General features: G+C 41.2%; 27 protein-coding genes. 17 read left to right on the top strand and 10 right to left on the bottom strand.

The window, feature by feature from the left end:
- Nucleotides 1–88 precede the first annotated feature (88 nt).
- Both ABWV72_RS16805 and zapE read right to left on the bottom strand, forming a co-directional pair.
- Complete coding sequence (locus ABWV72_RS16805; protein WP_216049739.1) at nt 89–814, bottom strand: YebC/PmpR family DNA-binding transcriptional regulator; 726 nt, start codon at nt 812–814, stop codon at nt 89–91.
- A 66-nt stretch (nt 815–880) separates the two neighbouring features.
- A complete protein-coding gene (zapE, locus tag ABWV72_RS16800) occupies nt 881–1,987 on the bottom strand; it encodes a cell division protein ZapE (RefSeq protein ID WP_353371866.1) in 1,107 nt (368 codons plus the stop codon).
- A 110-nt stretch (nt 1,988–2,097) separates the two neighbouring features.
- Between zapE and ABWV72_RS16795 the strand changes: the two genes are divergently transcribed.
- The 4 genes from ABWV72_RS16795 to ABWV72_RS16780 all read left to right on the top strand — a co-directional run bounded on the left by ABWV72_RS16795 (nt 2,098) and on the right by ABWV72_RS16780 (nt 5,893).
- On the top strand, nt 2,098–2,532 hold the full coding sequence (locus tag ABWV72_RS16795) for a ZapG family protein (RefSeq protein ID WP_353371864.1): 435 nt from the start codon (nt 2,098–2,100) through the stop codon (nt 2,530–2,532).
- A gap of 316 nt (nt 2,533–2,848) precedes the next feature.
- Complete coding sequence (locus tag ABWV72_RS16790) at nt 2,849–4,213, top strand: DegQ family serine endoprotease (RefSeq protein ID WP_216049736.1); 1,365 nt, start codon at nt 2,849–2,851, stop codon at nt 4,211–4,213.
- A gap of 136 nt (nt 4,214–4,349) precedes the next feature.
- Complete coding sequence (locus tag ABWV72_RS16785) at nt 4,350–5,396, top strand: trypsin-like peptidase domain-containing protein (RefSeq protein ID WP_303501252.1); 1,047 nt, start codon at nt 4,350–4,352, stop codon at nt 5,394–5,396.
- Nucleotides 5,397–5,437: 41 nt separating this feature from the next.
- Nucleotides 5,438–5,893 (top strand): hypothetical protein, encoded by a 456-nt coding sequence (locus tag ABWV72_RS16780; RefSeq protein WP_353371862.1) that lies wholly within the window; start codon nt 5,438–5,440, stop codon nt 5,891–5,893.
- Between the two features lie 5 nt (nt 5,894–5,898).
- On the opposite strand, the gene murA is transcribed toward ABWV72_RS16780, so the two are convergent.
- From murA to ABWV72_RS16745, 7 genes are read right to left on the bottom strand one after another with little or no spacing between them, the layout of a single operon-like run.
- Nucleotides 5,899–7,158 carry a UDP-N-acetylglucosamine 1-carboxyvinyltransferase gene (murA, locus tag ABWV72_RS16775; protein WP_216049734.1) on the bottom strand — a complete coding sequence of 420 codons (1,260 nt, stop codon included), beginning with the start codon at nt 7,156–7,158 and terminating at the stop codon, nt 5,899–5,901.
- 11 nt (nt 7,159–7,169) lie between these two features.
- A complete protein-coding gene (locus tag ABWV72_RS16770) occupies nt 7,170–7,427 on the bottom strand; it encodes a BolA family protein (RefSeq protein WP_216049733.1) in 258 nt (85 codons plus the stop codon).
- A gap of 28 nt (nt 7,428–7,455) precedes the next feature.
- The gene (locus ABWV72_RS16765; RefSeq protein WP_303501243.1) at nt 7,456–7,779 is read right to left on the bottom strand and encodes an STAS domain-containing protein; all 324 of its coding nucleotides are present in this window, start codon (nt 7,777–7,779) and stop codon (nt 7,456–7,458) included.
- On the bottom strand, nt 7,780–8,427 hold the full coding sequence (locus ABWV72_RS16760) for an ABC transporter substrate-binding protein (RefSeq protein WP_216049731.1): 648 nt from the start codon (nt 8,425–8,427) through the stop codon (nt 7,780–7,782).
- A gap of 25 nt (nt 8,428–8,452) precedes the next feature.
- The gene (gene mlaD / locus ABWV72_RS16755; protein WP_216049730.1) at nt 8,453–8,920 is read right to left on the bottom strand and encodes an outer membrane lipid asymmetry maintenance protein MlaD; all 468 of its coding nucleotides are present in this window, start codon (nt 8,918–8,920) and stop codon (nt 8,453–8,455) included.
- Nucleotides 8,921–8,930: 10 nt separating this feature from the next.
- A complete protein-coding gene (gene mlaE / locus ABWV72_RS16750) occupies nt 8,931–9,707 on the bottom strand; it encodes a lipid asymmetry maintenance ABC transporter permease subunit MlaE (protein ID WP_216049729.1) in 777 nt (258 codons plus the stop codon).
- Entirely contained in the window at nt 9,707–10,504 is a 798-nt protein-coding gene (locus ABWV72_RS16745) for an ATP-binding cassette domain-containing protein (RefSeq protein ID WP_216049728.1), read from the bottom strand. The genes mlaE and ABWV72_RS16745 overlap by 1 nt, the downstream gene beginning before the upstream one ends.
- A gap of 453 nt (nt 10,505–10,957) precedes the next feature.
- Between ABWV72_RS16745 and ABWV72_RS16740 the strand changes: the two genes are divergently transcribed.
- The 13 genes from ABWV72_RS16740 (at nt 10,958) to ABWV72_RS16680 (ending at nt 21,038) form a co-directional block, all read left to right on the top strand.
- On the top strand, nt 10,958–11,914 hold the full coding sequence (locus tag ABWV72_RS16740) for a calcium/sodium antiporter (RefSeq protein ID WP_353371858.1): 957 nt from the start codon (nt 10,958–10,960) through the stop codon (nt 11,912–11,914).
- A gap of 16 nt (nt 11,915–11,930) precedes the next feature.
- Complete coding sequence (locus ABWV72_RS16735; RefSeq protein ID WP_342806802.1) at nt 11,931–12,899, top strand: KpsF/GutQ family sugar-phosphate isomerase; 969 nt, start codon at nt 11,931–11,933, stop codon at nt 12,897–12,899.
- On the top strand, nt 12,899–13,453 hold the full coding sequence (kdsC, locus tag ABWV72_RS16730; protein WP_216049725.1) for a 3-deoxy-manno-octulosonate-8-phosphatase KdsC: 555 nt from the start codon (nt 12,899–12,901) through the stop codon (nt 13,451–13,453). The genes ABWV72_RS16735 and kdsC overlap by 1 nt, the downstream gene beginning before the upstream one ends.
- Complete coding sequence (gene lptC / locus ABWV72_RS16725) at nt 13,450–14,010, top strand: LPS export ABC transporter periplasmic protein LptC (RefSeq protein WP_216049724.1); 561 nt, start codon at nt 13,450–13,452, stop codon at nt 14,008–14,010. The genes kdsC and lptC overlap by 4 nt, the downstream gene beginning before the upstream one ends.
- A complete protein-coding gene (gene lptA, locus ABWV72_RS16720) occupies nt 13,997–14,554 on the top strand; it encodes a lipopolysaccharide transport periplasmic protein LptA (protein WP_216049748.1) in 558 nt (185 codons plus the stop codon). The genes lptC and lptA overlap by 14 nt, the downstream gene beginning before the upstream one ends.
- On the top strand, nt 14,554–15,279 hold the full coding sequence (lptB, locus tag ABWV72_RS16715; protein ID WP_216049723.1) for an LPS export ABC transporter ATP-binding protein: 726 nt from the start codon (nt 14,554–14,556) through the stop codon (nt 15,277–15,279). The genes lptA and lptB overlap by 1 nt, the downstream gene beginning before the upstream one ends.
- Nucleotides 15,280–15,340: 61 nt before the next feature.
- Nucleotides 15,341–16,819, top strand: a complete 1,479-nt coding sequence (locus ABWV72_RS16710; protein ID WP_216049722.1) for an RNA polymerase factor sigma-54 — start codon at nt 15,341–15,343, stop codon at nt 16,817–16,819.
- 27 nt (nt 16,820–16,846) lie between these two features.
- On the top strand, nt 16,847–17,134 hold the full coding sequence (gene hpf / locus ABWV72_RS16705; protein WP_216049721.1) for a ribosome hibernation promoting factor: 288 nt from the start codon (nt 16,847–16,849) through the stop codon (nt 17,132–17,134).
- An 18-nt stretch (nt 17,135–17,152) separates the two neighbouring features.
- Nucleotides 17,153–17,599, top strand: coding sequence for a PTS IIA-like nitrogen regulatory protein PtsN (gene ptsN / locus ABWV72_RS16700; RefSeq protein ID WP_216049720.1), 447 nt, complete (start codon nt 17,153–17,155; stop codon nt 17,597–17,599).
- Nucleotides 17,596–18,441: an RNase adapter RapZ gene (rapZ, locus tag ABWV72_RS16695; RefSeq protein ID WP_216049719.1), complete on the top strand. Its 846-nt coding sequence runs from the start codon at nt 17,596–17,598 to the stop codon at nt 18,439–18,441. The genes ptsN and rapZ overlap by 4 nt, the downstream gene beginning before the upstream one ends.
- The gene (locus ABWV72_RS16690; protein ID WP_216049718.1) at nt 18,438–18,713 is read left to right on the top strand and encodes an HPr family phosphocarrier protein; all 276 of its coding nucleotides are present in this window, start codon (nt 18,438–18,440) and stop codon (nt 18,711–18,713) included. Before rapZ ends, ABWV72_RS16690 begins: the two co-directional genes overlap by 4 nt.
- 88 nt (nt 18,714–18,801) lie before the next feature.
- Nucleotides 18,802–20,160 (top strand): magnesium transporter, encoded by a 1,359-nt coding sequence (gene mgtE, locus ABWV72_RS16685; RefSeq protein WP_353371853.1) that lies wholly within the window; start codon nt 18,802–18,804, stop codon nt 20,158–20,160.
- A 59-nt stretch (nt 20,161–20,219) separates the two neighbouring features.
- Entirely contained in the window at nt 20,220–21,038 is an 819-nt protein-coding gene (locus ABWV72_RS16680; RefSeq protein WP_252729345.1) for a DMT family transporter, read from the top strand.
- 133 nt (nt 21,039–21,171) lie between these two features.
- Here ABWV72_RS16680 and arcB read toward each other — a convergent pair whose 3' ends face one another.
- The gene (gene arcB / locus ABWV72_RS16675; protein ID WP_216049716.1) at nt 21,172–23,517 is read right to left on the bottom strand and encodes an aerobic respiration two-component sensor histidine kinase ArcB; all 2,346 of its coding nucleotides are present in this window, start codon (nt 23,515–23,517) and stop codon (nt 21,172–21,174) included.
- Between the last annotated feature and the right edge of the window lie 59 nt (nt 23,518–23,576).

Here is a 23,576-nt window from a genome sequence, read left to right as displayed (position 1 = left end):
CCCTCATATTTCGAGGGCACTTTTAATCGTAAAATTTCAGTGTAATGGCCTTATCTAATTCCCTTACACACCTTATTTACTATGAACATCATTCACGTTCAACAACCGCATTGTGATAAACATGTTGAACATCGTCGCAGTCTTCTAGCATATCCATAAATTTATCAAACACAGCAACATCCTCACCACTGACGGTTGATTCTGTTTGCGGGATAAAGGTAATTTCTTCAGCCTCGAATTGAATTTCAGGATTGTCTTCGGTCAATGCTGTGCGAGTACTGTTGAATTCAGTATGGGGAGCGTAAACAGTAATAATACCATCTTCACACTCAACTTCTGTTACATCCACATCTGCTTCCATTAACACTTCTAAAACGGCATCTTCATCGTCGCCTGGAAACGCAAACACAGCTTGATGATCAAACATGTGGCCGACTGTTCCTTCAACTCCCAATTTTGAACCTGTTTTAGTAAAACAATTACGTACATCGGTGATCGTGCGATTATGATTATCGGTTAGACAATCAACTATCACCATGCAGCCACCAGGACCAAAACCTTCATATCTTGCAGGCACGTAATCTTCACCTGCACCACCGGCGGCTTTATCAATTGCTTTATCAATTACATGACTAGGAACTTGGTCTTTTTTAGCTTTATCAATTAATCTACGTAGCGATAAATTGGCCTGTGGATCGGTCCCACCGTTTTTAGCTACCACATAAATTTCTTTACCGTATTTAGAATAAACTTTAGTTTTTGCTCCGGCTGTTTTCGCCATAGCGACTTTACGAACTTCGAACTTTCTTCCCATTGTAATTCAGCTCTTCTTGTATCGATTTAATTTCTATTTAAACGAATTCTACCTAAAATCGAGGGTCTAGGGCAAATGTTGTGTCGCTAAATAGTCATGAGACTGCATTTCTTTAAGCCGACTTAAACAGCGTTTAAACTCAAAATTTAATTGTCCCTGACTGTATAATTGCTCCATTGGAACAGCTGCAGAAATAATTAACTTAACATTTCGTTCGTAAAATTCATCAACCATTGCAATGAATCGTCGCGCAACGTCATCAATTTCCTTGCCCATTTGTTCAACATTAGCCAACAGCACTGTGTGGTAACATTGACTTAATTCCATGTAATCATTTTGGCTACGGGGACCGTCACATAGGGCGCGAAATTCAAACATCACTATTCCATCCGCGTCTTTAATCGAAGGGATTTTGCGTCCTTCAATTTCAATATCCCGTTTAATACCCCCTATTTCAGGTGCTAGTTGTGCGAAGTACTTATCTAAGTTTTGATTAGCAGCTTTATCTAATGGATAGTGAAATATCTCGGCCTGTTCCAAGGTGCGCATTCGATAATCCACACCGGAGTCTACATTCACAATTCGACAATTTTGGTTTATCAATTCAATCGCAGGTAAGAATCTAGCCCGTTGTAAGCCATTACGATAAAGCTCATCTGGAATGATATTGGAAGTGGCCACTAAACAAATTCCGCGAGCAAAGAGTTCTTGCATCAAAGTACCTAAAATCATCGCATCAGTGATATCTGACACAAAAAATTCATCAAAACAGATGACTTTGGTTTCTTTTGCAAAAATATTCGCAACAATCTTTAACGGGTCGCTTTCTCCACCAAGGGATTTTAGTTCTTCGTGTACACGATGCATAAATCGATGAAAGTGAATACGCATTTTATTTTTGAACGGTAAACAATCGTAAAACGTGTCCACTAAGTATGTTTTGCCGCGCCCTACACCACCCCAGAAATATAGCCCTTGGATACTCGGCCTATGCATCCCTTTACCAAATTTACTGGCAAGCTTTACTCTCCAAGTGCGTTTCTTTTGGGGCTGTGTTAGCTCATCAAATAGTCGTTGTAATTCTTTTACCGCGTTCTCTTGAGCGGCATCGAAATGAAATTCAGGCTCTTTAAGGTCCTGTTGGTATTTTTCCCAAGGCGTTTTCATATACATCCGCTAATATTAAAAATTGTTACTAAATCATCTTGAACAAAAAAAAATTGTCCGCATAGTTTGCTAAGCGAGTATGATTAAGTAAAGCATTTATACAATTTGGAGACATTATGGACTGGATAGTAGGGTTATTGCTATTGGTTGTAGGCATGATTTTAGGATTTTTTATCTCAAAATTCTTTGCTGATCGAAAATTAGCGGATCAAAATTCGAAACAAAACGAAAATACAGTTAGGGAAGTGATGGCGCAAAACGCCACTGATCACATTGGTCAAACTCGCGATATCGTAACGGCTTTACAAAATCAGTGTGAGAGTTTATCAGAACAACTTGATGCATTTGAAAGTGCGGTTGAGAGAACACAGGCAGATGATGGTGAAAAGTTAACTTACTTTGGTGAACAGGCATCGGTATATATCGGTCATCAACAATCTAAGCATAAACGCAAATCTGAAAATACTGAATTTCAACCCAAAGACTTTTCAGGTGAAAGGACTGGACTGTTTACTGACGCAAAAAATAAGCAAGTCGTCGACGAGAAGTAATTAAATCTGAACTTTGCGCACCATTGTACGGTCATTTGATTCAAGAACCTGAACTAGGGATAAGCAGGGTAACTTGATAATGGTATTTTGTGTCAAGCGTCGTTATGTCTTCCAGTAATAGTTCACTATTAACCAAGAAAACTGACTTCGCTTTATACATCAAATTCATCATCGAGCGCATATCCACTTTTCGAGTTATTAAGCGATAGCGCAGATTGTTAAGCACAATGTGTGATTGATTGACGCTTCTTATCCCGAGTTTAGGTTAACTACATTAATTTGATTTTTAGTAGAATACTTTGGAGACAAATCTACGATGAAAAAAGTTGTTAATCGTTTCATACTTACCACCGCTATTGTTGTTGGAGCAGCGTCCATCGCTATGTCGGCCAACGCCGCTTTGCCATTTTTTTCTTCCGACAAAAATGAAGTGCCGACCTTGGCTCCGATGCTAGAGGAAACTACTCCAGCTATCGTCAGTATCGCAGTAGAAGGCACGCAAGTTTCAAGGCAACGTGTGCCTGAAATGTTTCGTCATTTTTTTGGTGGTTCAGATGAACAAGTTCAAGAACGACCTTTTAAAGGATTAGGCTCAGGGGTCATCATTGATGCCAAAAAAGGCTACGTAGTGACTAATAATCATGTAGTCGACAACGCCAACGAAATTACTGTCAAACTAACAGATGGTAGAGAGTTAAAGGCCAAAAAACTCGGTGCTGATGAGCAAAGTGATATCGCCTTGCTTCAAATTGAAGCTGAAGATTTACAAGCCGTTCCATTGGCAAACTCTGATAAATTGCGAGTTGGCGATTTTGTTGTAGCCATTGGTAACCCTTTTGGTCTAAATCAAACAGTGACCTCAGGTATCGTCAGTGCATTAGGGCGTTCTGGTTTAAATATTGGTGGTTACGAGGACTTCATTCAAACTGATGCGGCCATTAACCGAGGTAATTCTGGTGGTGCATTAGTTAACCTTCGTGGTGAGTTAATTGGTATCAATACCGCTATTTTCGGACCAAATGGTGGCAACGTAGGTATCGGTTTTGCGATTCCGAGCAACATGATGAAAAGCCTAGTAGATCAAATTATTGAGTTTGGTGAGGTTCGTCGTGGCTTACTGGGTGTGATTGGTCAAGATGTAGATGCTGGATTGGCAGATGCGATGAACCTTGACGTCAATAAAGGTGCCTTCGTGAGTGAAGTTAGCCCAGATTCAGCAGCCGAAAAAGGTGGCATAGAATCAGGCGATATTATCACTCATATCAACGGTTTGGCGGTTAGCAGCTTCCAGGAATTACGCGCCAAAATAGGCACTATGGGTGCTGGTTCTGAAGTTGAATTAACGATTATGCGTAAAGGCAAATCTCGTAACATTGACGTCACTCTTGGTGATGCTACTGGCGCAGTGGTTGCTGCCCGAGAAATCCACCCGGCTTTGGAAGGAGCAACCTTAACTAATGGTAAAACCGTGCGCGGTAACGATGGTGTGGTTATCTCCGAAATACAAAACCGCTCACCTGCAGCCAGTATTGGTTTGCAAGATGGCGATGTGATAGTCGGTGTTAATAGAGCCAGAGTAACTACAGTAGCTGACTTACGCAGACAAATGGACGAAGCACAGGGTGTAATAGCATTAAATGTTCAACGTGGTAAGACCTCGTTGTATTTAGTAATTCGATAGTTTATTAACCGTTTTAAGCATAACAGCCAACAAATCTGCGGCTGTTATGCTTTTATCCACCTTAGATACCTACCATCAATGATTATTCAGTGTTACTCTTAATAATCAGTCGTTTAACTTGATCTACCACGTGAAAATACCAGTCTGGCTCCAGTTTTTAACAAAATCCGTCGCTTTGGGATTAATTATCTCAGCGCTTATATTAGCATTAGTGCCAGAACTAAGACGTGGCAGTGGCTTGAGCTTTGATGTGTTTAATCGCAGCGAAGCAGAGCCTGAAAAACAAAGTTATTACGACGCAATAAGTCGCTCAGCCCCCGCAGTGGTTAATATATACAGCAGTAGTATTGATATTGTTCGACGTCGGCAAGTAAATCGCACTAGTCTAGGCTCAGGTGTGATAATGACCCAAAGCGGCTACATCCTCACCTGCTGGCATGTTATCCAAAATGCTGAAAGCACTATTGTAGGACTTCCAGACGGACGCCGTGTTACTGCTGAACTTGCGGGATATGATGAACTTACCGACCTAGCAGTGTTAAAAATTACAGCCGATAATTTACAAGTTATTCCGCAAATTGAAGATCCGCAAATTCGCGTCGGTGATGTGGTTTTAGCCATAGGTAACCCATTGAATATTGGCCAGACCATTACCCAAGGCATCATTAGTCGTTCGGGCCACACCATTACCCAAAATTTCAGAGAGTTTATTCAAACCGATGCGGTAATGCATGAAGGTAACTCTGGCGGCGCTTTGGTCGATAGCAACGGCGTTTTAATTGGTATTAATAACGCCAACTTCAAAACTTTGGATAGTCAACGCAGAGTGATTGATGTGAACGGCATCTTTTTCGCGGTACCTTACACATTGGCTCGTCGAGTCATGGATGAAATCATCGAAAATGGTAAGGCAACTCATGGACAACTTGGTTTTACTGGTGGTATCGATCCTAATCTAGCCGGCATAGTTGTTACCAACGTTGCCCCTGGAGGCCCTGCTGAATTGGCAGGTTTACAACAATACGATATCATTTTATCGATGAATCAAGTTGAGTTAGAAACATTGGATCAAACTTTCGACATGATTGCGAAAAGCCGCCCTGGTGAACAATTAGATTTGTCGATATCTCGCAATGGTAAAGTTATCAATATTAAAGTGACGGTTGGCGAAGCTAGCACTTAACAGAAATTCAGTTATTGAAGTTAGTAAGGAAGTTTTAAATTATGGAAAATCCCTATAGCGCACCGAAAAGCGACATGGGCCAATCGTTATCCACTGACAGCACCTCAATGTTTTCACCGAATCAGATAACCTTAGGCGCTTTTATCGGTGGTCCTCTGGCCGCAGTATACTTTTTATATCAGAATTTTTCTGCTTTGAATCAGTTCGATAAAGCTCAACAAACCCTACGATGGGGGTTATCTTTGTGCTTGGTTTTTATCTGCTTATTGCCGATTATTCCTGAGAACTTCCCAAATACAGTTATTCCTATTGTCTATTGTATTGTTGCCCGTCAGATAGCTGAAAAACACCAGTGCAGTAAACAACAAATAATCGAAAGTGATTTGTTTAGATTTCAATCCAATTGGCGAGTTTTGGTTATTACTGTTACTGCACTAATACTGTTAATGGTATTGGTCATACCGGTGATTTTCGCGTTTGAAATGTTCAGCGCCTAACGTGGTTAACTGATACGTTGTATGTTGGCGCCCAATTTGGTCAATTTAGTCTCGATATGCTCGTAACCACGATCTAAATGATAAATTCGATCGACTATGGTTTCGCCTTTAGCGACTAAGCCGGCAATAATCAAGCTGGCAGAAGCCCGCAAATCAGTTGCCATTACTTGTGCCCCAGTAAGCTGCTCTACTCCTTCACAAACCGCGTTATTGGTTTCTAGGGATATTTTAGCGCCCATCCGCTGTAACTCTGGTACATGCATGAATCGGTTTTCAAATATAGTTTCAGTCACTACACCAGTACCGTCGGCCACACAATTTAACGCCATAAATTGCGCTTGCATATCCGTTGGAAATCCAGGATGAGGAGCGGTTTTAATATTGACACTTTTAGGGCGTTTACCATGCATATTCAATGACACCCAGTCTTCACCAGTTTCAATATCAGCTCCGGCCTGAGTTAATTTAGTCAGCACAGCGTCTAGGGTATGTGGTGCAGCATTGGTACAGCGGATATTTCCCCCTGTTACTGCCGCAGCAACTAAAAAGGTCCCAGTCTCTATTCGGTCTGGTAAAACCCGATAGTGACAGCCTTGAAGACGTTTAACGCCGACAATTTTAATACTGTCGGTACCCGCTCCTGTGATTTTCGCTCCCATGCGATTTAAACAATTGGCTAAATCTACAATCTCAGGTTCTCGTGCGGCATTTTCCAACACGGTTTGACCATCAGCCAATGTCGCCGCCATCATCAAATTTTCAGTCGCGCCAACGCTGACAATATCCATGAAGATATGCGCTCCTTTGAGACGCCCATCGACTTCAGCACGCACATATCCCGCATCGACGCTGATCTTAGCGCCCATCTGTTTTAAGCCTTCAAGATGCAAATTCACAGGACGAGCACCTATGGCGCAACCACCAGGTAAAGACACGTTGGCTTTACCATACTTGGCTAACAAAGGGCCAAGCACAAGAATTGATGCGCGCATGGTTTTTACCAACTCATAAGAGGCGGTCATATTGTTAATCTTACTCGGGTCCAATTCTAACTCTTGGTTATCATGACGTTGCGCTTTTACGCCCAAACCACCCAGCAATTTGATGCTAGTGTTGATGTCCCTAAGGTGCGGAACATTGTCAAAAAAACAAGAAGAGTCCGCCAAAATACACGACATTAATATTGGTAGCGCGGCGTTTTTCGCACCGGATATCACCACATCCCCATGCAACGCAGGGCTGGTATTTATACTAAGTTTATCCATGATGCGCGAAGTTATTGGGGCACATTGAACATACGTTCACGTTGCCATTGCTTTTCGGAAAAGGTTTTTATGGAAATAGCGTGCATAGTGCCATCGGCAATTTGCTCTTTTAACGGGCCATAAATAAATTGCTGCTTTTTAACTCGACTCATGCTTTCAAATTTATCGCTTACAGCAATAATTTGAAAATGGGAGCCTTCACTAGTTACATGAACTTCGGCTAATTCCAACTGCTCTTTTAGCAGATCTGCTATTTGTTGATTATCCATTTGTACTCTTTCGATTGATAAATTTCGGCTATTGTATCGACAAAATAGTGCTAACGTTGCTTAAATTGGCAAGTTTTATTAATCCTTCAGGCAAGTTAAGCAATTCTAGAGGCACATTTTCCGATTTACAGTTTTTCGATAGCCGCATAACCCAGGCCAATCCAGCTGTATCAACCTGATTCACTCCGGCAAAATCGACCTGTAGTGTTGATGCGTTTGTCTTACAGGTTTGAATGTCACTTTGTTGTTGCGGCCAACACTTCATTACCGTATCGCGATTTAAATCACCTTTTAAATAAAAGGCGCCGCTATTACTTGTTGTAACTTCAATCGCGTTTGATTGCTCAGCCACTTAAGCCTCTTTCTTTTCAAGCGAAATAGGTTGTTCTATTTTCTCACGCATTAACTCAATGACTTTGTCGATGCCTTGTTGACGTAAAATGCTTTCGAATTCACTTTGTTTCGAAGACAACATACTGATTCCCTCAGCAACCATATCGTAAGCTTTCCATTCGTTGGTTTTTCTGTCTTTTCTAACTTTAAACGCAATCTTAATGTCTGGACGTTTTCCGTCTTTTACTATGGCTCGAACTGTCACGCTGCGCTCATCTTCAAAATCAGACTCAGGCTCGAACTCTACAGTTTGGTCGTCGTAATAGCCCATAGCCACTGCATAAGTGGTGACCAGGTATTCTCTAAAAACAGCAACGAATTCTTGTAGTTGCGCCTTTTCAGCTTTAGTAACGTATTTACCTAATACCTTGAACGCAGAAAACTTATAGTCAACATGGGGTAACAATTCTTCTTTCATGATCACCCGCAATACTTCCGGATCTTCAGAAATTTTTTGCTTTTCACGTTTGATGCGGTCAAAAGTCTGAGACGCAACATCTTTTACCATGCTGTATGGGTTAGTCTCATCAATGGTTTGCCCGTGAGCATTTAAACCAATCGTCAACAATGCGATTGACGCTATCTTTATTAAAAACCTGTTTCTCATAATTTTTCCCAACGAGATTGGCAGCTTAGTCACTGCCTTTACTAAATAAAAATTGACCTATTAGATCTTCTAAAACGAGCGCTGATTTGGTGTCGGCAATATAGTCACCATCAGCTAGATTTTCGATATCATCGATAGTGAAACCCGGTTGAAATCCCACATACTGCTCGCCCAATAAACCAGAAGTTAAAATCGATGCTGAACTGGTTTCTGGAAATTGGTTATAGGTAGTAGAAATACTCAAGGTAACTACGGGTGTAAAGTCTTTTGGATCCAATTTAATTTTCTCGACTCGACCAATCACAACGCCGCCCACTTTTACCGAAGAACGCTCTTTTAAACCACCAATGTTGTCAAACTTGGCATACAGGGTATAAGTATCTCCCTGCCCCACAGAACCTCGACTGGCTACGTTTAGTGCTAACATTAGTGAGGCTGCAATCGCCATTGCAACAAACAATCCAACTAATACTTCAACTTTCCTTGATGTCATGCTCAATTCCTCACTCTATTCCAAACATAATTGCGGTTAAAACGAAATCTAATCCAAGTACAGCCAATGATGAATACACCACGGTTTGTGTTGTCGCTGCACTTATTCCTTCCGAAGTAGGCACTGAGTCGTATCCTTTGAAGATAGCGATCCAGGTGATCACAAACGCAAAGAAAACACTTTTAATGACACCATTCATCACGTCTTCGTTCCATTCAACGGTAGACTGCATGATTGACCAGTAACTTCCCACGTCAACACCAAGCCATTCAACACCAACTAAGTGTCCACCTAAAATACCTACCGCACTAAAAATCATAGTCAACATCGGCATTGATATTAAACCAGCCCAGAGCCTAGGAGCGACTACTCGACGTAGCGGATCAACGGCCATCATTTCTAAACTACTCAGTTGTTCTGTGGCTTTCATCAAACCGATTTCAGCGGTTAACGCCGAACCAGCGCGGCCAGCAAACAGCAATGCTGTAACAACAGGTCCTAGCTCTCGTAAAATAGACAAGGCAACCATAGGACCTAAGCTACCTTCAGCACCATAATCAACTAAAATAGTATAGCCTTGCAGCGCCATAACCATGCCAATAAACAAACCAGAAACGATAATAATGGAAAGTGACTGCACACCAACCACGTAAACTTGTTTTATCGTCAATGAGATATTTTTAATTTGAGGGGCAGCTAACACTGCTCCCATAAGCATACCGGTCGCTCGCCCAATGGCTGCAAATCGATCAAGTGTTGATTGTCCAAGTTTTGCTAACCAATCCACTAACTCACTCCTAAAAATTCTTGCTCCAGCGATTTCGCTGGGTAGTGGAATGGCACAGGTCCATCTGCTTCACCACGTAAAAATTGTTGCACTAACGCTGAGTCGCTTTGCTTAATTTCCTCAGGAGTCCCTGAGCCAATAATTTTCTTTTCAGCCAGAATGTAAACATGATCGGCGATACTCATCACTTCTTTTACATCGTGGGTTACCACCACACTGGTCAAATTCAACGCGTTATTTAATTCTTTAATCAGTTTAACCAGTACACCCATAGATATCGGATCTTGTCCGGCAAAGGGTTCATCGTACAAAATCAACTCAGGATCTAATGCAATAGCCCGAGCAAGCGCTGCTCGACGCGCCATTCCGCCAGATAATTCACTGGGCATTAAATTGACTGCACCGCGCAGCCCTACCGCTTGAAGTTTTAATAAAACAATGGTTTTAATTAAATCCTCAGACAAGTTACTGTGTTCACGCAAAGGATATGCAATGTTGTCGAAAACACTGATATCTGTAAATAAAGCACCACTTTGGAACAACATACTCATCTGACGGCGAACATGAAATAATCGTTTACGGCTCATTCCTGGAATGGATTCACCACGAAATTGAATATCACCACTGTTGGGGCGCAACTGCCCACCAATCAGTTTTAAAAGCGTTGTTTTACCGATCCCACTAGGACCCATTATTGCCGTGGTTTTCCCTTCTGGTATGTGTAACGAAATATTGTCGTAAATTACACGGTTACCACGTTTAAAGGTCAAACTATCTATTTCTATTAAATTTTTCACCGAAACTCCGAGTGGCCTGGATGAGTAGACACGACAAACACCTAAAATGTTTCAACCGATGCGACGATTTGAGGCCATTTTATCGTTTTTCAAGGTTAATAAACAATTATTCCACGCAAAATGACCAAAATTAATCACGCTATTTAAATGAATGATAACAGTATAGATTATGGGGCGTTATTGACTAACTGCTTCGATTTGTAACAAAGCGTAACGCAAAACGAATTGTATCTGTTGTTGTGGCTATAATATTTTAGATAACACCTATTCAGCCTTGATATAAATTGATAGGTCACAATATCTTGATCAAAGATTGTAAATACAAAGTAAAGGTCCGTTTAGATAAGTAAAATTATGGCTTATCTGAGACGATAAATTATTATTGTAAAGTCATTAGGAATTACATATGTATTTTGCGATAATCATATCATTGTTTTTTAAAGAAATAGTCAAGTGATATTAGAAATCCTTATTTTTATAGCCGGTCTAGCTGTTCTTAGCTGGAGCGCCGACAAATTTGTTTATGGTGCCTCAGCACTTGCCACCAACATTGGCGTTTCGCCCATGGTTATTGGATTAACAATAGTTGCCATGGGCTCATCTGCGCCTGAAATAGTTGTCTCAGCGACAGCATCTTTAAATAGTAACCCTGATACCGCTGTCGGAAATGCCATTGGTTCTAATATTACTAATATTGCCTTGGTACTGGGTATAACCGCGATATTAAAGCCATTGATGGTTTCAAGTAGTACGATTAAGCGCGAACTTCCTGTTCTGTTATCTGTGACTTTGTTGGCCGTTTACTTTTTAGCAGATGGTCATTTAAGCTTTATTGAAGGTTTAGTGTTAATCGCTTTATTTGTGTTTACGATTGGGGGGTTAACCTGGATATCTCTAAGTGCTGAAAAAAATGATCCATTGCACACAGAAACCGCCGATGAAATTCCCCGCGATGTACCGCCATCAAAAGCTATTTTTTGGGTTGTTTTAGGGCTTATCTTCCTCCCCTTGAGCGCGCACTTCATGGTTGACTCTGCTGTTCATATCGCAAGATACTTGGGAATGAGTGAATTACTTATTGGGTTAACCATTATAGCGCTCGGTACTAGTTTACCGGAATTGGCAGCCTGTATAGCCGGAGTATTGAAAGGCGAAGACGATCTCGTATTAGGCAATATCATTGGTTCAAACATTTTCAATATTCTTGCCGTATTGGCTATGCCAGGACTTATATCCCCAGGAATAATAGACGAAAATGTCGCCAATCGAGATATGTACGCCATGTTATTCGTGACCGTCTTACTTATTTTATTTAGTTTTAATATCCGAGGCACAAGGCAAATAAACCGTTGGGAAGGTGTAGCCTTCGTCGTTTGTTATCTAGCCTATTGCGCATTCTTGTTTATTTAAATAAAGCGAATTAACTATGTCTTCAGATTATATCGCATCGGCACTTAAGGTATTAGAAATAGAGTCTAAAGCGATTCTACAGTTGCAAGAATATATTGATGAAAGTTTTGAAAGAAGTTGTCAAATCATTCAAAACTGTAAAGGAAAAGTGGTTGTTTGTGGCATGGGAAAATCAGGTCATATCGGCCATAAAATTGCCGCCACGCTAGCCAGCACTGGCACCCCCGCCTTTTTCATGCATCCTGGGGAAGCTAACCATGGTGATTTAGGGATGATAACCAACCAGGATGTATTGTTGGCTATTTCTAACTCTGGTGAAACGGCGGAGTTACTGAATTTAATCCCCGTGGTTAAACGAATGGAAGTCCCGATCATTTCAATGACAAACAGTACTACCAGCTCGTTAGGTAAACACTCTGATGAAGTACTGTGTATTAAGGTAGAACAAGAAGCCTGTTCGTTAGGGTTAGCACCAACCGCCAGTACGACTGCAACTTTGGCAATGGGTGATGCATTAGCTGTAGCATTATTAAACGCCAGTGGGTTTACCTCCGCCGATTTTGCGCTATCTCATCCAGGTGGAAGCTTAGGTCGTAGGCTGTTATTAACAATTGCAGATATCATGCATACAGGTGATGAGTTACCCTTAGTGAAATTAGATCAAACCGTGCGCAATGCTTTGTTCGAAATTTCTCGAAAAGGGCTAGGAATGACAGGAATAATAGACGAGACTGGCAAGTTGGTTGGGATTTTTACAGATGGTGACTTGCGCCGCATCCTTGATGATAGGATTGATATACACTCAACCCCAGTTTCTGAGGTAATGACAGCTAACAGCAAAACGGGTCGACCGGAAATGTTAGCAGTTGAAGGACTTAATTTGATGGAGAAATACAGTATCAATTCAATGTTTGCAGTAGATCATGAAAATAAGCCAGTTGGCGCATTAAATATGCATATGTTACTAAAAGCCGGAGTTGTTTAGTGTCAATTATTGAAACCCTTTATGGTCCAGTTAATAACCATTTCATTAATAAGCTTAGTAAAATTAAATTACTGGTGTGTGACGTAGATGGCATCTTCTCTGATGGCAGCATTTTTATGGGAAACAATGGTGAAGAACTTAAAGCGTTTCATACACTTGATGGCTATGGCGTAAAGTCAATGTTGGAAATTGGCATTGATGTGGCAATAGTCACTGGTCGCCAGTCCGCCATTGTGGAAAATAGAATGTCAGCCCTAGGCGTGTCTCTGATCATTCAAGGTGTCGAAGACAAAAAGACCGCAGTACATAAACTCAAAACGGGATTAAACCTAAAAAAAGAGAATATCGCTTCAATGGGTGATGATATGCCTGATGTAGGTATGTTTGAACAAAGCAGTGTGTCTATCAGTGTTCCTAATGGCCATCCATATGTGAAATCAGTGGCAGAATATGTCACTAAAACAACTGGTGGTGCTGGCGCAGTGAGAGAAATCTGTGATCTAATTTTGTTTGCCAACAACAAATTAAATCGTATTTACGGTAGTAGTGTATGAATCGTATCACCCTAAGCATTGGCATCTTGTTTGTGCTAGTCTTGATGGTATATGTGCCAGGGTGGATGGGTTCAGATCCAGAACAGACAGATTCTAGTAATGAAGATTCCTGGCAGCCTAATTATCAGGCGAGGAATATGCGCAGCACTCTTTACAATGAAAACGGCGAAGTGAATCATCAGGTATTCGCGCTTAAAATGGAACATTATCAAATCCTAGGCTTCACTTTATTCAGCCAACCTAAATACACCATCTATGTTTCCGATGAGCAAACGCCTTGGCATGTAGAAGCTGAGGAAGGCACGCTGTATGAGGATAATCGAATTCAATTAGAAACTGATGTAGAGATTAGAAGCCTCGATGAATCGGGATTTGTGCAAACAATCAGAACCCAGTTTTTAGAAATTAATTTAGTCGATAAAACAATGATGTCTGACGAACCGGTTGAGATAAACGGGAAAGATTTCATTGTTAAAAGTAACGGTTTTGTAGCAAATTTAACTACACAGGAATATGAACTTAAAAATCATGTGCAAACTCAATATGCGCCGCGTTAGCGCTTTATTTATTAGCTTAATGTTCAGCGCCGCTATTATTGCCGGTGAGAACGATTTTAGCTTGCCAATCAAAGTTGACTCAAAGTCGAATTTTTTTGATGGCAAAACCAAAACGTCGATATTTAGAAAAGACGTCAAAATCACCCAAGGTAGCCTTGAAATTTTGGCTGACGAAGTCGAGGTTATTGCGGGTTTAGGGGAAGGTAAAGAAGTTTTTATTGCCCGAGGTAAACCAGCAAAATACAGCCAAACCCTCGATGATGGCAGTAATATTAGCGCCGCGGCCAATGAAATTAAATATGAAGTATCGAATCGTACTCTGACACTCAATGGTGCAGCCGAATTAAATCAGGATAGTAGCCTTGTTAAAGGTGAATCGATTCAATTTAATATGGAATTAGAGCAATTGATAGCAGAAAGTGACGGCAACGCAGAAGGCGGTGTCACTGCCATTTTCCAACCCGAAAGCATTCGCAATCGGCAAACTGACGACACTAAAAAAACTGAAGAAGAGCAAGACAAGTTGCAGGATGAAAAACCTTAATGGCAACGTTAAAAGCGACCAATTTAGCGAAGTCTTATAAATCTCGGCAAGTGGTGCGAGATGTAAGCATTGAAGTTTCTACTGGACAGATTGTTGGCCTGTTAGGTCCCAATGGTGCTGGTAAAACGACGACCTTCTATATGATTGTTGGGTTAGTGCCACTCGATAAAGGCGAGATTTATATTGATCAGACCGAGTTAACCTTACAACCCATGCACATCCGTGCACGAAAAGGAATTGGTTATCTTCCTCAAGAATCATCTATATTTCGTAAGTTAACCGTTTACCAAAATATCATGGCAATTTTGCAAACCCGAAAAGAATTAAGTTCTGATCAGCGAGAAGAGCAAGCGGATGCATTATTGGATGAATTCAATATTAACCATATTCGTAACAGCCTTGGCATGAGTTTATCAGGCGGGGAGCGCAGAAGAGTCGAGATCGCTCGTGCATTAGCGGCCGCCCCTGAGTTTATTCTATTGGATGAACCCTTTGCTGGTGTTGACCCGATTTCAGTAAACGATATAAAAAAAATAATTCAACACCTACGCGATAGAGGTATTGGTGTATTAATAACTGATCATAATGTGCGTGAAACGCTAGACGTGTGTGAAAAAGCGTATATTGTGAGTCATGGTGAATTGATAGCTTCTGGAACCGCAGAAGAAGTTTTAAATAATCAACAAGTCAGAGATGTATACCTTGGCGAGCAATTCAAGCTATAGTAGAGGTATGTTGTTTTTAACCAAAGCTTTGTGGCTAAACAAGTAAGAATAAAAAAACTAAATGAAACCCTCGTTACAATTAAAATTCAGCCAGCAACTAACAATGACGCCTCAATTGCAACAGGCTATACGTCTATTGCAATTATCAACGCTGGATTTACAACAGGAAATACAGGAAGCGTTAGAATCGAATCCACTTTTAGAAGTAGAAGACGGTTCAGATATCCCTACTGGGGATTCCGCTTTAGCAGACAGTAATGACAAGTTCTCAGAGGAGACGGTATCCGCAAGTTCTGATTCCATGGATACAAACGAGGCATTAGAAAAAGCAGATATCCCAGACGAATTACCCATAGATAGCACATGGGACGAATATATCAGTGCCTCCTCAGCCCCCGCCTCAATAAGCGGTGGTAGTGGCGGCGATGACGACCAAATTTTCCAAGGTGAAACAACCGAAAATATTCAAGATCACCTATTGTGGCAGATGCGCTTAACGCCTTTTTCTGAAGTTGATACTGCCATAGCAATCGCAATTATCGACTCTATTGATGAGTCTGGTTACCTCACTATCAGCACCGAAGATGTTCTTGCTAGTCTCGACCATGAAGAGGTTGAACTTGATGAGGTGGAATGCGTTTTAAAACGTATTCAAATGTTCGACCCTATTGGTTCAGGCTCAAGAAATCCGCAAGAATGTTTAATGGTACAAATGAATCAATTTGCACCTGACACCCCTTGGTTAAATGAAGCTAAGTTATTAATCAGCGAATATGCTGACTTATTAGGCAGTAAAGATTACCGAACTTTAATGCGTAAAACTCGTCTAAAAGAAGACGAATTACGAGAAGCTATGCGGTTATTGCAAACACTCAATCCACGCCCTGGTAGTTCATTGTTAATCGGTGAATCTGAATACGTCATTCCAGATGTTTCAGTGATGAAGAAAAATGGTCGTTGGCAAGTTGAGCTAAATCCCGATAGTTTGCCTAAGCTGAATGTAAATCAGCAATATGCGGCAATGAGCCGGAACGCTAAAAACACCAGTGATAGTCAATTTATTCGGTCGCATATGCAAGAAGCCAAGTGGTTTATAAAAAGTCTAGAGAGTCGTAATGACACTTTACTCAAAGTCGCAAACTGCATTGTTCAGCAGCAGGTTGGTTTTTTTGAGCATGGACCTGAAATGATGAAACCAATGGTGTTAAATGATGTCGCAGAAATGGTAGATATGCATGAATCAACTATTTCCCGTGTTACCACACAGAAATATATGCATACACCTAGAGGAATTTATGAACTTAAATACTTTTTCTCCAGCCATGTAGCAACTGATTCTGGAGGAGAGTGTTCCTCAACGGCAATTCGCGCATTAATTAAAAAACTCGTCGCAGCAGAGCTTCCTACCAAGCCTCTTAGCGACAGTAAGATTGCTGATCTACTGGCAGACCAAGGTATTCAGGTCGCCCGTAGGACAATAGCAAAATACCGGGAGTCTTTATCGATCCCACCGTCTAACCAACGCAAGAGCCTGCTGTAGGCTCAACAACAGAAGGAATACGCTAATATGCAAATTAACCTTACTGGCCATCATGTAGAAATTACAGATTCTTTGCGAGATTATGTAGACAATAAATTTACAAAGCTAGAAAGGCATTTTGATCATATCAACAATGTCCATGTCATTCTTAATGTCGAGAAGCTTAATCAAAAAGCTGAAGCGACAGTTCATCTTAGCGGAGGCGAAGTATTTGCAACCTCAGAGCACAACGATATGTACGCAGCAATTGACGGATTGATAGATAAGCTTGATCGACAGGTAATCAAGCACAAGGAAAAAATTAAGCGTCATTAACATATATTAGATTAATTAATGGAAATTAAAGACATCCTTTCCCCTGACTGCACAAGTTGTGCAGTCCAGGGGACAAGTAAAAAACGAATTCTTGAAACTATCAGCCTGATAGCGGCAGAAAAAATCGATGACATTGATCAGACAACGATTTTAAATAGTCTGGTTAGCCGCGAAAAGATGGGCAGCACAGGAATCGGGAATGGTATTGCATTGCCACACGGTAGACTGTCGGGTTTAAAGGATGTGGTCGCAGTTCTAATCACCAGTGATCCTTCTATCAACTTTGACGCTGTGGATAATTGTCCTGTGGACATATTTTTCGCAATTTTAGTACCTGAAGATAAAGCCGCCGGACACCTGCAAACCTTAGCAACCATCGCGACAAAATTAAGTGATAAGGAAATTCTGAAACGTATTCGTCGTGCAGAAGATAATGCTCAGTTATACGAGGCAATCGTTGCATGAAACTGATAATTATTAGTGGCCGCTCTGGTTCAGGAAAGTCTATTGCACTGAGGTCTTTAGAAGACTTAGGTTACTATTGTGTCGACAATATCCCAGTTAACCTATTACCGACTCTAACCCATACGGTTATGGATGAATATGACCAAGTGGCCGTGAGTATCGATGTTAGAAACCTTCCCAAGGTACCTGGTGAATTAGTCGAAATTCTTGATTATTTGCCTGCCACTTGGGACATGACCATAGTCTATTTAGATGCCAGTGATGACATGCTGATAAAACGCTTCAGCGAAACTCGTCGACTGCATCCGTTATCTCGTCAAAACAAATCTCTTTCGGATGCGATTCAGGCAGAGGGTCAACTGTTAGCCCCTATTGCGGAACGCGCCGACTTATATCTAGATACAGACAAACTTTCGGTGCATCAATTAGCTGAATTGGTTCGAGAGCGAATTCTAGGCAAGAAAAGCTCTAGGCTAGTTTTGGTATTTGAATCCTTCGGTTTTAAATACGGCATTCCTAAAGACGCCGATTATGTATTCGATGCGCGATTTTTACCTAACCCACATTGGGAGCCAGACTTAAAGCACCTCAGTGGATTAGACTCTCCGGTCGAGATATTTTTAGGCTCACAGCCAATAGTGACGAAATTTATCTGGCAAATTCAAAATCTCATTTCAACTTGGCTTCCTCATCTAGAAAGAAACAATCGTAGTTACGTGACAGTAGCAATCGGTTGTACTGGAGGCCAACATCGCTCAGTTTATGTGGCTGAGTCACTCGCTAAAACATTTTCAGCGTCTCACCCAGATGTTCAAATAAGGCACCGAGAGTTAAATCGATGAATCGATTTGAAAAGCAAATAGTCATCGTTAACAAACTTGGATTACACGCAAGAGCGGCTACTGAATTAGTCAAAGTAGCCAATCAATTTGATGCCGTTGTTACCCTAGTTCAAGGGGAGAAATCGGCTTCCGCAAATAGTGTATTGGGCTTGATGATGTTAGAAAGCTCCCAAGGCAAAGAAGTTAACGTCATTAGCGAAGGAGTCGATGCTGAACACGCCCTTGCCGCGATTGAAAAACTCATAGTTGAGAAATTTCACGAAAACGAATAGTTAAGCAATGTGCAAATAATTGCTGACCTGCTGCCCTTAGTCCTCTAAACTATTAGTATTAGTAGTTTTTTCATTGAGCTGCATATTCATGGCAGAAGCATTAGAGGTTAAACACGCCCAACGACAACTGAAGGCTATCAATCAAGCCTTGGCCAGTGGTCGCTTTATGCATGTCCGCAAAACAATTCACGACATGCCAGCTTGCGACATCGCCCTTCTTCTAGAGTCTTCCCCAAGCAAATCAAGAACTGAACTGTGGGAAATGTTGGACTCCGATTTTTATGGCGATGTATTAGAAGAACTGTCCGAAGATGTACGTAATGGCATCATCGGACAAATGCTTCCAGACAAAGTTGTTGATGCCCTAGAAGACATGGAGATTGATAACTTAGCGGAAACGTTAAGCAGTTTACCGCAATCGGTCTCAAAAGACGTGCTGAAATCGATGGATGAGCAAGACCGTCAGCGCGCAGAAAAAGCCCTTTCTTATGGTGAGGATACCGCCGGGTTCATTATGAATACCGACACCATAACCCTACGCAGCGATGTAAACATTGATGTGATTCTGCGTTACTTGCGACTCAAAGGTGAAATTCCAGAAAGCACTGACACATTTTATGTTGTGAGTCGAAATGACACCTTAATTGGAACTGTACCAGTCACTAAGCTTCTAACGGCTCTGCCAGACTCCAGTATTGAAGATATTATGGATGAGGAAGCTGAAGCCATCCCCGTTGATATGCCAGAAACAGAAGTGGCAAAATTATTCGAACGCTATAACTGGCTGTCAGCACCGGTAGTCGATTCTAGCCGACAACTATTGGGTCGTATCACCATAGATGATGTAGTGGATATTATTCGCGAAGACGCCGAACACTCTATGATGAGTATGGCCGGTTTGGATGATGAAGAAGATACCTTCGCCCCGGTATTGCAAAGTACGCAGCGGCGTTCAGTATGGTTGGCCGTAAATCTAGTAACGGCACTTCTTGCCGCAGCCGTAAGTGATCTTTTTGAAGCAACACTAAGCCAAATGGCAGTGTTAGCTATTCTCAATACAATTGTCCCAAGTATGGGCGGAGTAGCAGGCAATCAAACACTAACCTTGGTTATTCGTGGTATGGCGCTAGGCCACGTAAGTGCTGATAACTCAAGATGGTTGGTGAGCAAAGAATTAGCCATTGGATTTTTTAATGGTGCGATTTGGGCGCTGTTAATTGCATCGGTCATTGCCATTTGGAAACAAGATTGGATGTTAGGAGGAGTCATTGCCTTTGCCATGATGATCAATATGGTTGCCGCTGGTTTAGCCGGAGCAACCTTACCATTGGTAATGAAAAAGTTGAAAATAGATCCTGCCCTAGCAGGAAGTGTAATTTTAACCACCATTACTGACGTCGTAGGTATTTTTGCCTTTTTAGGTACAGCCACTTTGTTGCTTGTTTAGTTTTAGGAAATAAAACGATTAAATCGATTGCACAGCTCGTCGTATACATTGGCATAGCCTTGCTTGCTTTTGCGGGGAATTCAATTCTATGTCGTTTGGCGTTAGCAGACTCAAGTATAGATGCCACTTCTTTTACCTTAATCCGCTTAATATCTGGCGCAATTATGCTTATCTTAATTTTGCTGATAAAAGGAAACGTCAATCAAATTAACAATAAAGGCAGTTGGCCGGCTAGCTTAGCGCTTTTTATATATGCGGCAGGGTTTTCCTACGCATACATTGAGCTTGATACGGGGGTAGGGGCGTTAATTTTATTCGCTTGTGTGCAAATAACCATGTTGGTCATCAGTTGGTATTATGGTGCGCGATTAACCTTAGTTGAATCCTTGGGTGTGTTAGTCGCATTTGCCGGTTTTATTTATCTTGTTTCGCCTGGAGCAAACTCTCCTTCGATTTTTGGCGTTACACTAATGGCATTGGCAGGCATAGCTTGGGGATGTTATTCAATTATTGGTAGTCGCTCTGCAACGCCATTAATAGACACAAGCTCTAACTTTATAAGAGCATCGGTTATTAGTTTAGTGCTAACTCCAGTGTTATTTATTGAATCAAATCAATTACAAACAATGGGCGTGGTTTACGCCTTAGCATCAGGCATGATCACATCAGGAGTTGGTTATGCCATCTGGTACAAAGTGCTCCCACACATTCGCTCCAGTGTGGCTGCGGTGTTACAACTCAGCGTACCCGCAATAGCAGCCCTAGGTGGATTGTTGTTATTAGAAGAGCTACTCACGATGAAAATGTTAATTTCAAGTGGCGCTATACTCGGTGGTATAGCGCTGGTGATTTACGGCAAACAACAGCAAACAAGCTAATTAGTCATTCAAACAAGGCTCAATTAATCTAATCTTTTATGTTTTCGCAATATAATCCTGCGCTTTATGCCTAACAAAGCGCAGCTTAGTAAGTTAACAGCCGCAATTGACTATAGATGATTTACCCAATAAGTTAATCATCTATATTTTGTGAGCTTAGCCAATCGTTTAACTTCGCAGTGTCCTGCTTTTCTGCCATTTCGAGCTCTTCTACCCAATCATGCACGTTTTCCCACCAGGTTGGATGATCACCTTGCTGAATACGATTTGCAATTTTTTGCACTCGAGCAAGGCCAACAGAACCGGCTGCACCTTTAATTTTGTGAGCTTGAGAACACACTTCTTCTTTGTCATTTGCACTCAAGTTTATATTGAGTATTTCCATGTAGTCAGGCATGTTTTCTTGGAACACTCCAACACTTGTGCGCACCATTTCATGACCGATAGTATCCACCAGCATTTGTAACAAATCTAAATCTAGAATAGATTCTAATTCACTGGGTTTTGCTTCTTCTACGGAGAACTGCGGGATATCTTTTTGATCAACAAACAAGTTGTTAAAAACTTCAATTACCCGACTCTTTTTAATCGGTTTGGCAATAACATCATCCATGCCGTTATTTAAATATTCTTGACGGGTTTTAATCACATTTGCGGTCAATGCCACTATTGGAGTTTGTTCCACTAAACCTTCTTCATGTAATATTGATGCAACATTAAATCCCGTCATATCAGGTAGTTGAATATCTAACAATATTAAATCGTATTGCTTTTCACGGGCCATTTTTAATGCGTCTTGGCCGTTCATAGCAACTTCCACAGTTTGCCCTAGCTTCTCTAATAAAGCTTTAGCCACCATAACATTGAGTTCGATATCTTCTACCAACAGAATCTGCAAGCCATGAACCAAAAGCTCTTGTAACTGCAAAGGTTTATTATTAATAGTAAGGGGCAACTCGACTGTAAAGCAGGTACCCTCCCCTACTACACTATTCACTTTAATTTGGCCTTTCATCAGACTGACCATTTCTTTACAGATGGCCAAACCAATACCGGTTCCCGTTGCCGATTGATGATCAGGATGATTAACCTGATAATACATAGCGAAAATCTTATCTAATTCTGTTTTTGGAATACCAACACCAGTATCTTTAATCGTAAATTTGACCGAACTGATACCCGGTTTTTCTTCTGTCGCTTCAACCGTTAAGTTGACCTTACCTTTTTGCGTAAACTTAACCGCGTTAAATAGTAAATTCCACAAAACCTGACGTAAGCGCGTACCGTCTGCTTCCACTTGGAAAGGCAGAGGCTCAATAATTTGCGTTTCAAAACGCAAACCTTTATCAGCCGCTAGCAATTGAATGATGCTACCTAATTCGTTGGTAAACTCTTTCAATGAAACCGTTTTAAGGGATAGCTCTAACCTATCGCGATCAAGTTTGTCTAGATCAACTATATCATTGAAGATATTCCCTAAGGTGATACCGCTAGCATAAATAGTACTTACCCAAGCAAACTGCTCATCCGATAAGTTTGTGTCACGCAGCATTCGGCTAAGACCGACAATACCATTTAAGGGAGTACGCAATTCATGGCTAATAGTGGCAATGAAGGCCGTTTTATCTTTGTTCGCTTTAGTAACAACGTTTTCGGCTTGTTTACGTTCCGTAATATCGCGGCCGAAAGCAAGTAAACCCAGACGCTTACCTTCTTTATCGTAAAAAGGAACCTTACGCATTTCATAATAACGACGACGACCATCTGCAAATCTTAACCACACTTCTTCGGTAATACTGGCATTGGTTTCTAAAACTTCATGGTCACTAGCCACTACTTGACGAGCAAGATCTTCGTCATACACTTGATGGGGAGTTAGACCAATTAGCTCTTCTTCGGTCTTTCCGGTCATTTGTTCTGCGACCCGGTTACAGCCAGCAAATCGACCTTCTTCATTACGATAATAAATTAAATCGGGAGAGGCATCGATTATAGAACGAAGTAATGTAGACAGACGTTTAGCCTGGTCTTCTTGCTCAGATTTTTTATTAATTTCTCTTTCTAAATCGTGAAATACAATCTCTCGTTCCAATTGCGCATTTTTACGTTGTTCAATTTCGTAATTAAGTTTTTGTACCGATAACTGCAATTCATGATTTCGCAGCACATCTTCTTCGCGCATTAATTCAAGTTGTTGCACGGCTTCTGACAAACTATCTCTTGATTGCTCCAATTGTTTTACCAACTCAGTAAAAACAATTAGTACCCAAGGCGCACTTAACATGGTCAAGATGATCGCACTAATGAAATCCTTTATTTCCACTTCACCACTCATAATTATGCGTATTACATATGAACCGCAAATGGTGAAAGCCAATGTTAGTAAAACAAAAAATATGCTTATTTTGAGTGTACCGAAACGGATAACGAATCGCGCTACGCCGATGGCCCAAGATTCAATTGGAGCTTTTGAATGCATTTCTAAAATCTCTGTGTGAGTAGAAGACCAATGCTATCAAGAAACACTACCGTAGGTGA

Source organism: Aliiglaciecola sp. NS0011-25, assembly GCF_040370605.1.
GTDB classification, from domain to species: domain Bacteria; phylum Pseudomonadota; class Gammaproteobacteria; order Enterobacterales; family Alteromonadaceae; genus Aliiglaciecola; species Aliiglaciecola lipolytica_A.
Note: the sequence above shows the minus strand (reverse complement) of the source record. Positions and strands in the feature narration are given on the sequence as shown.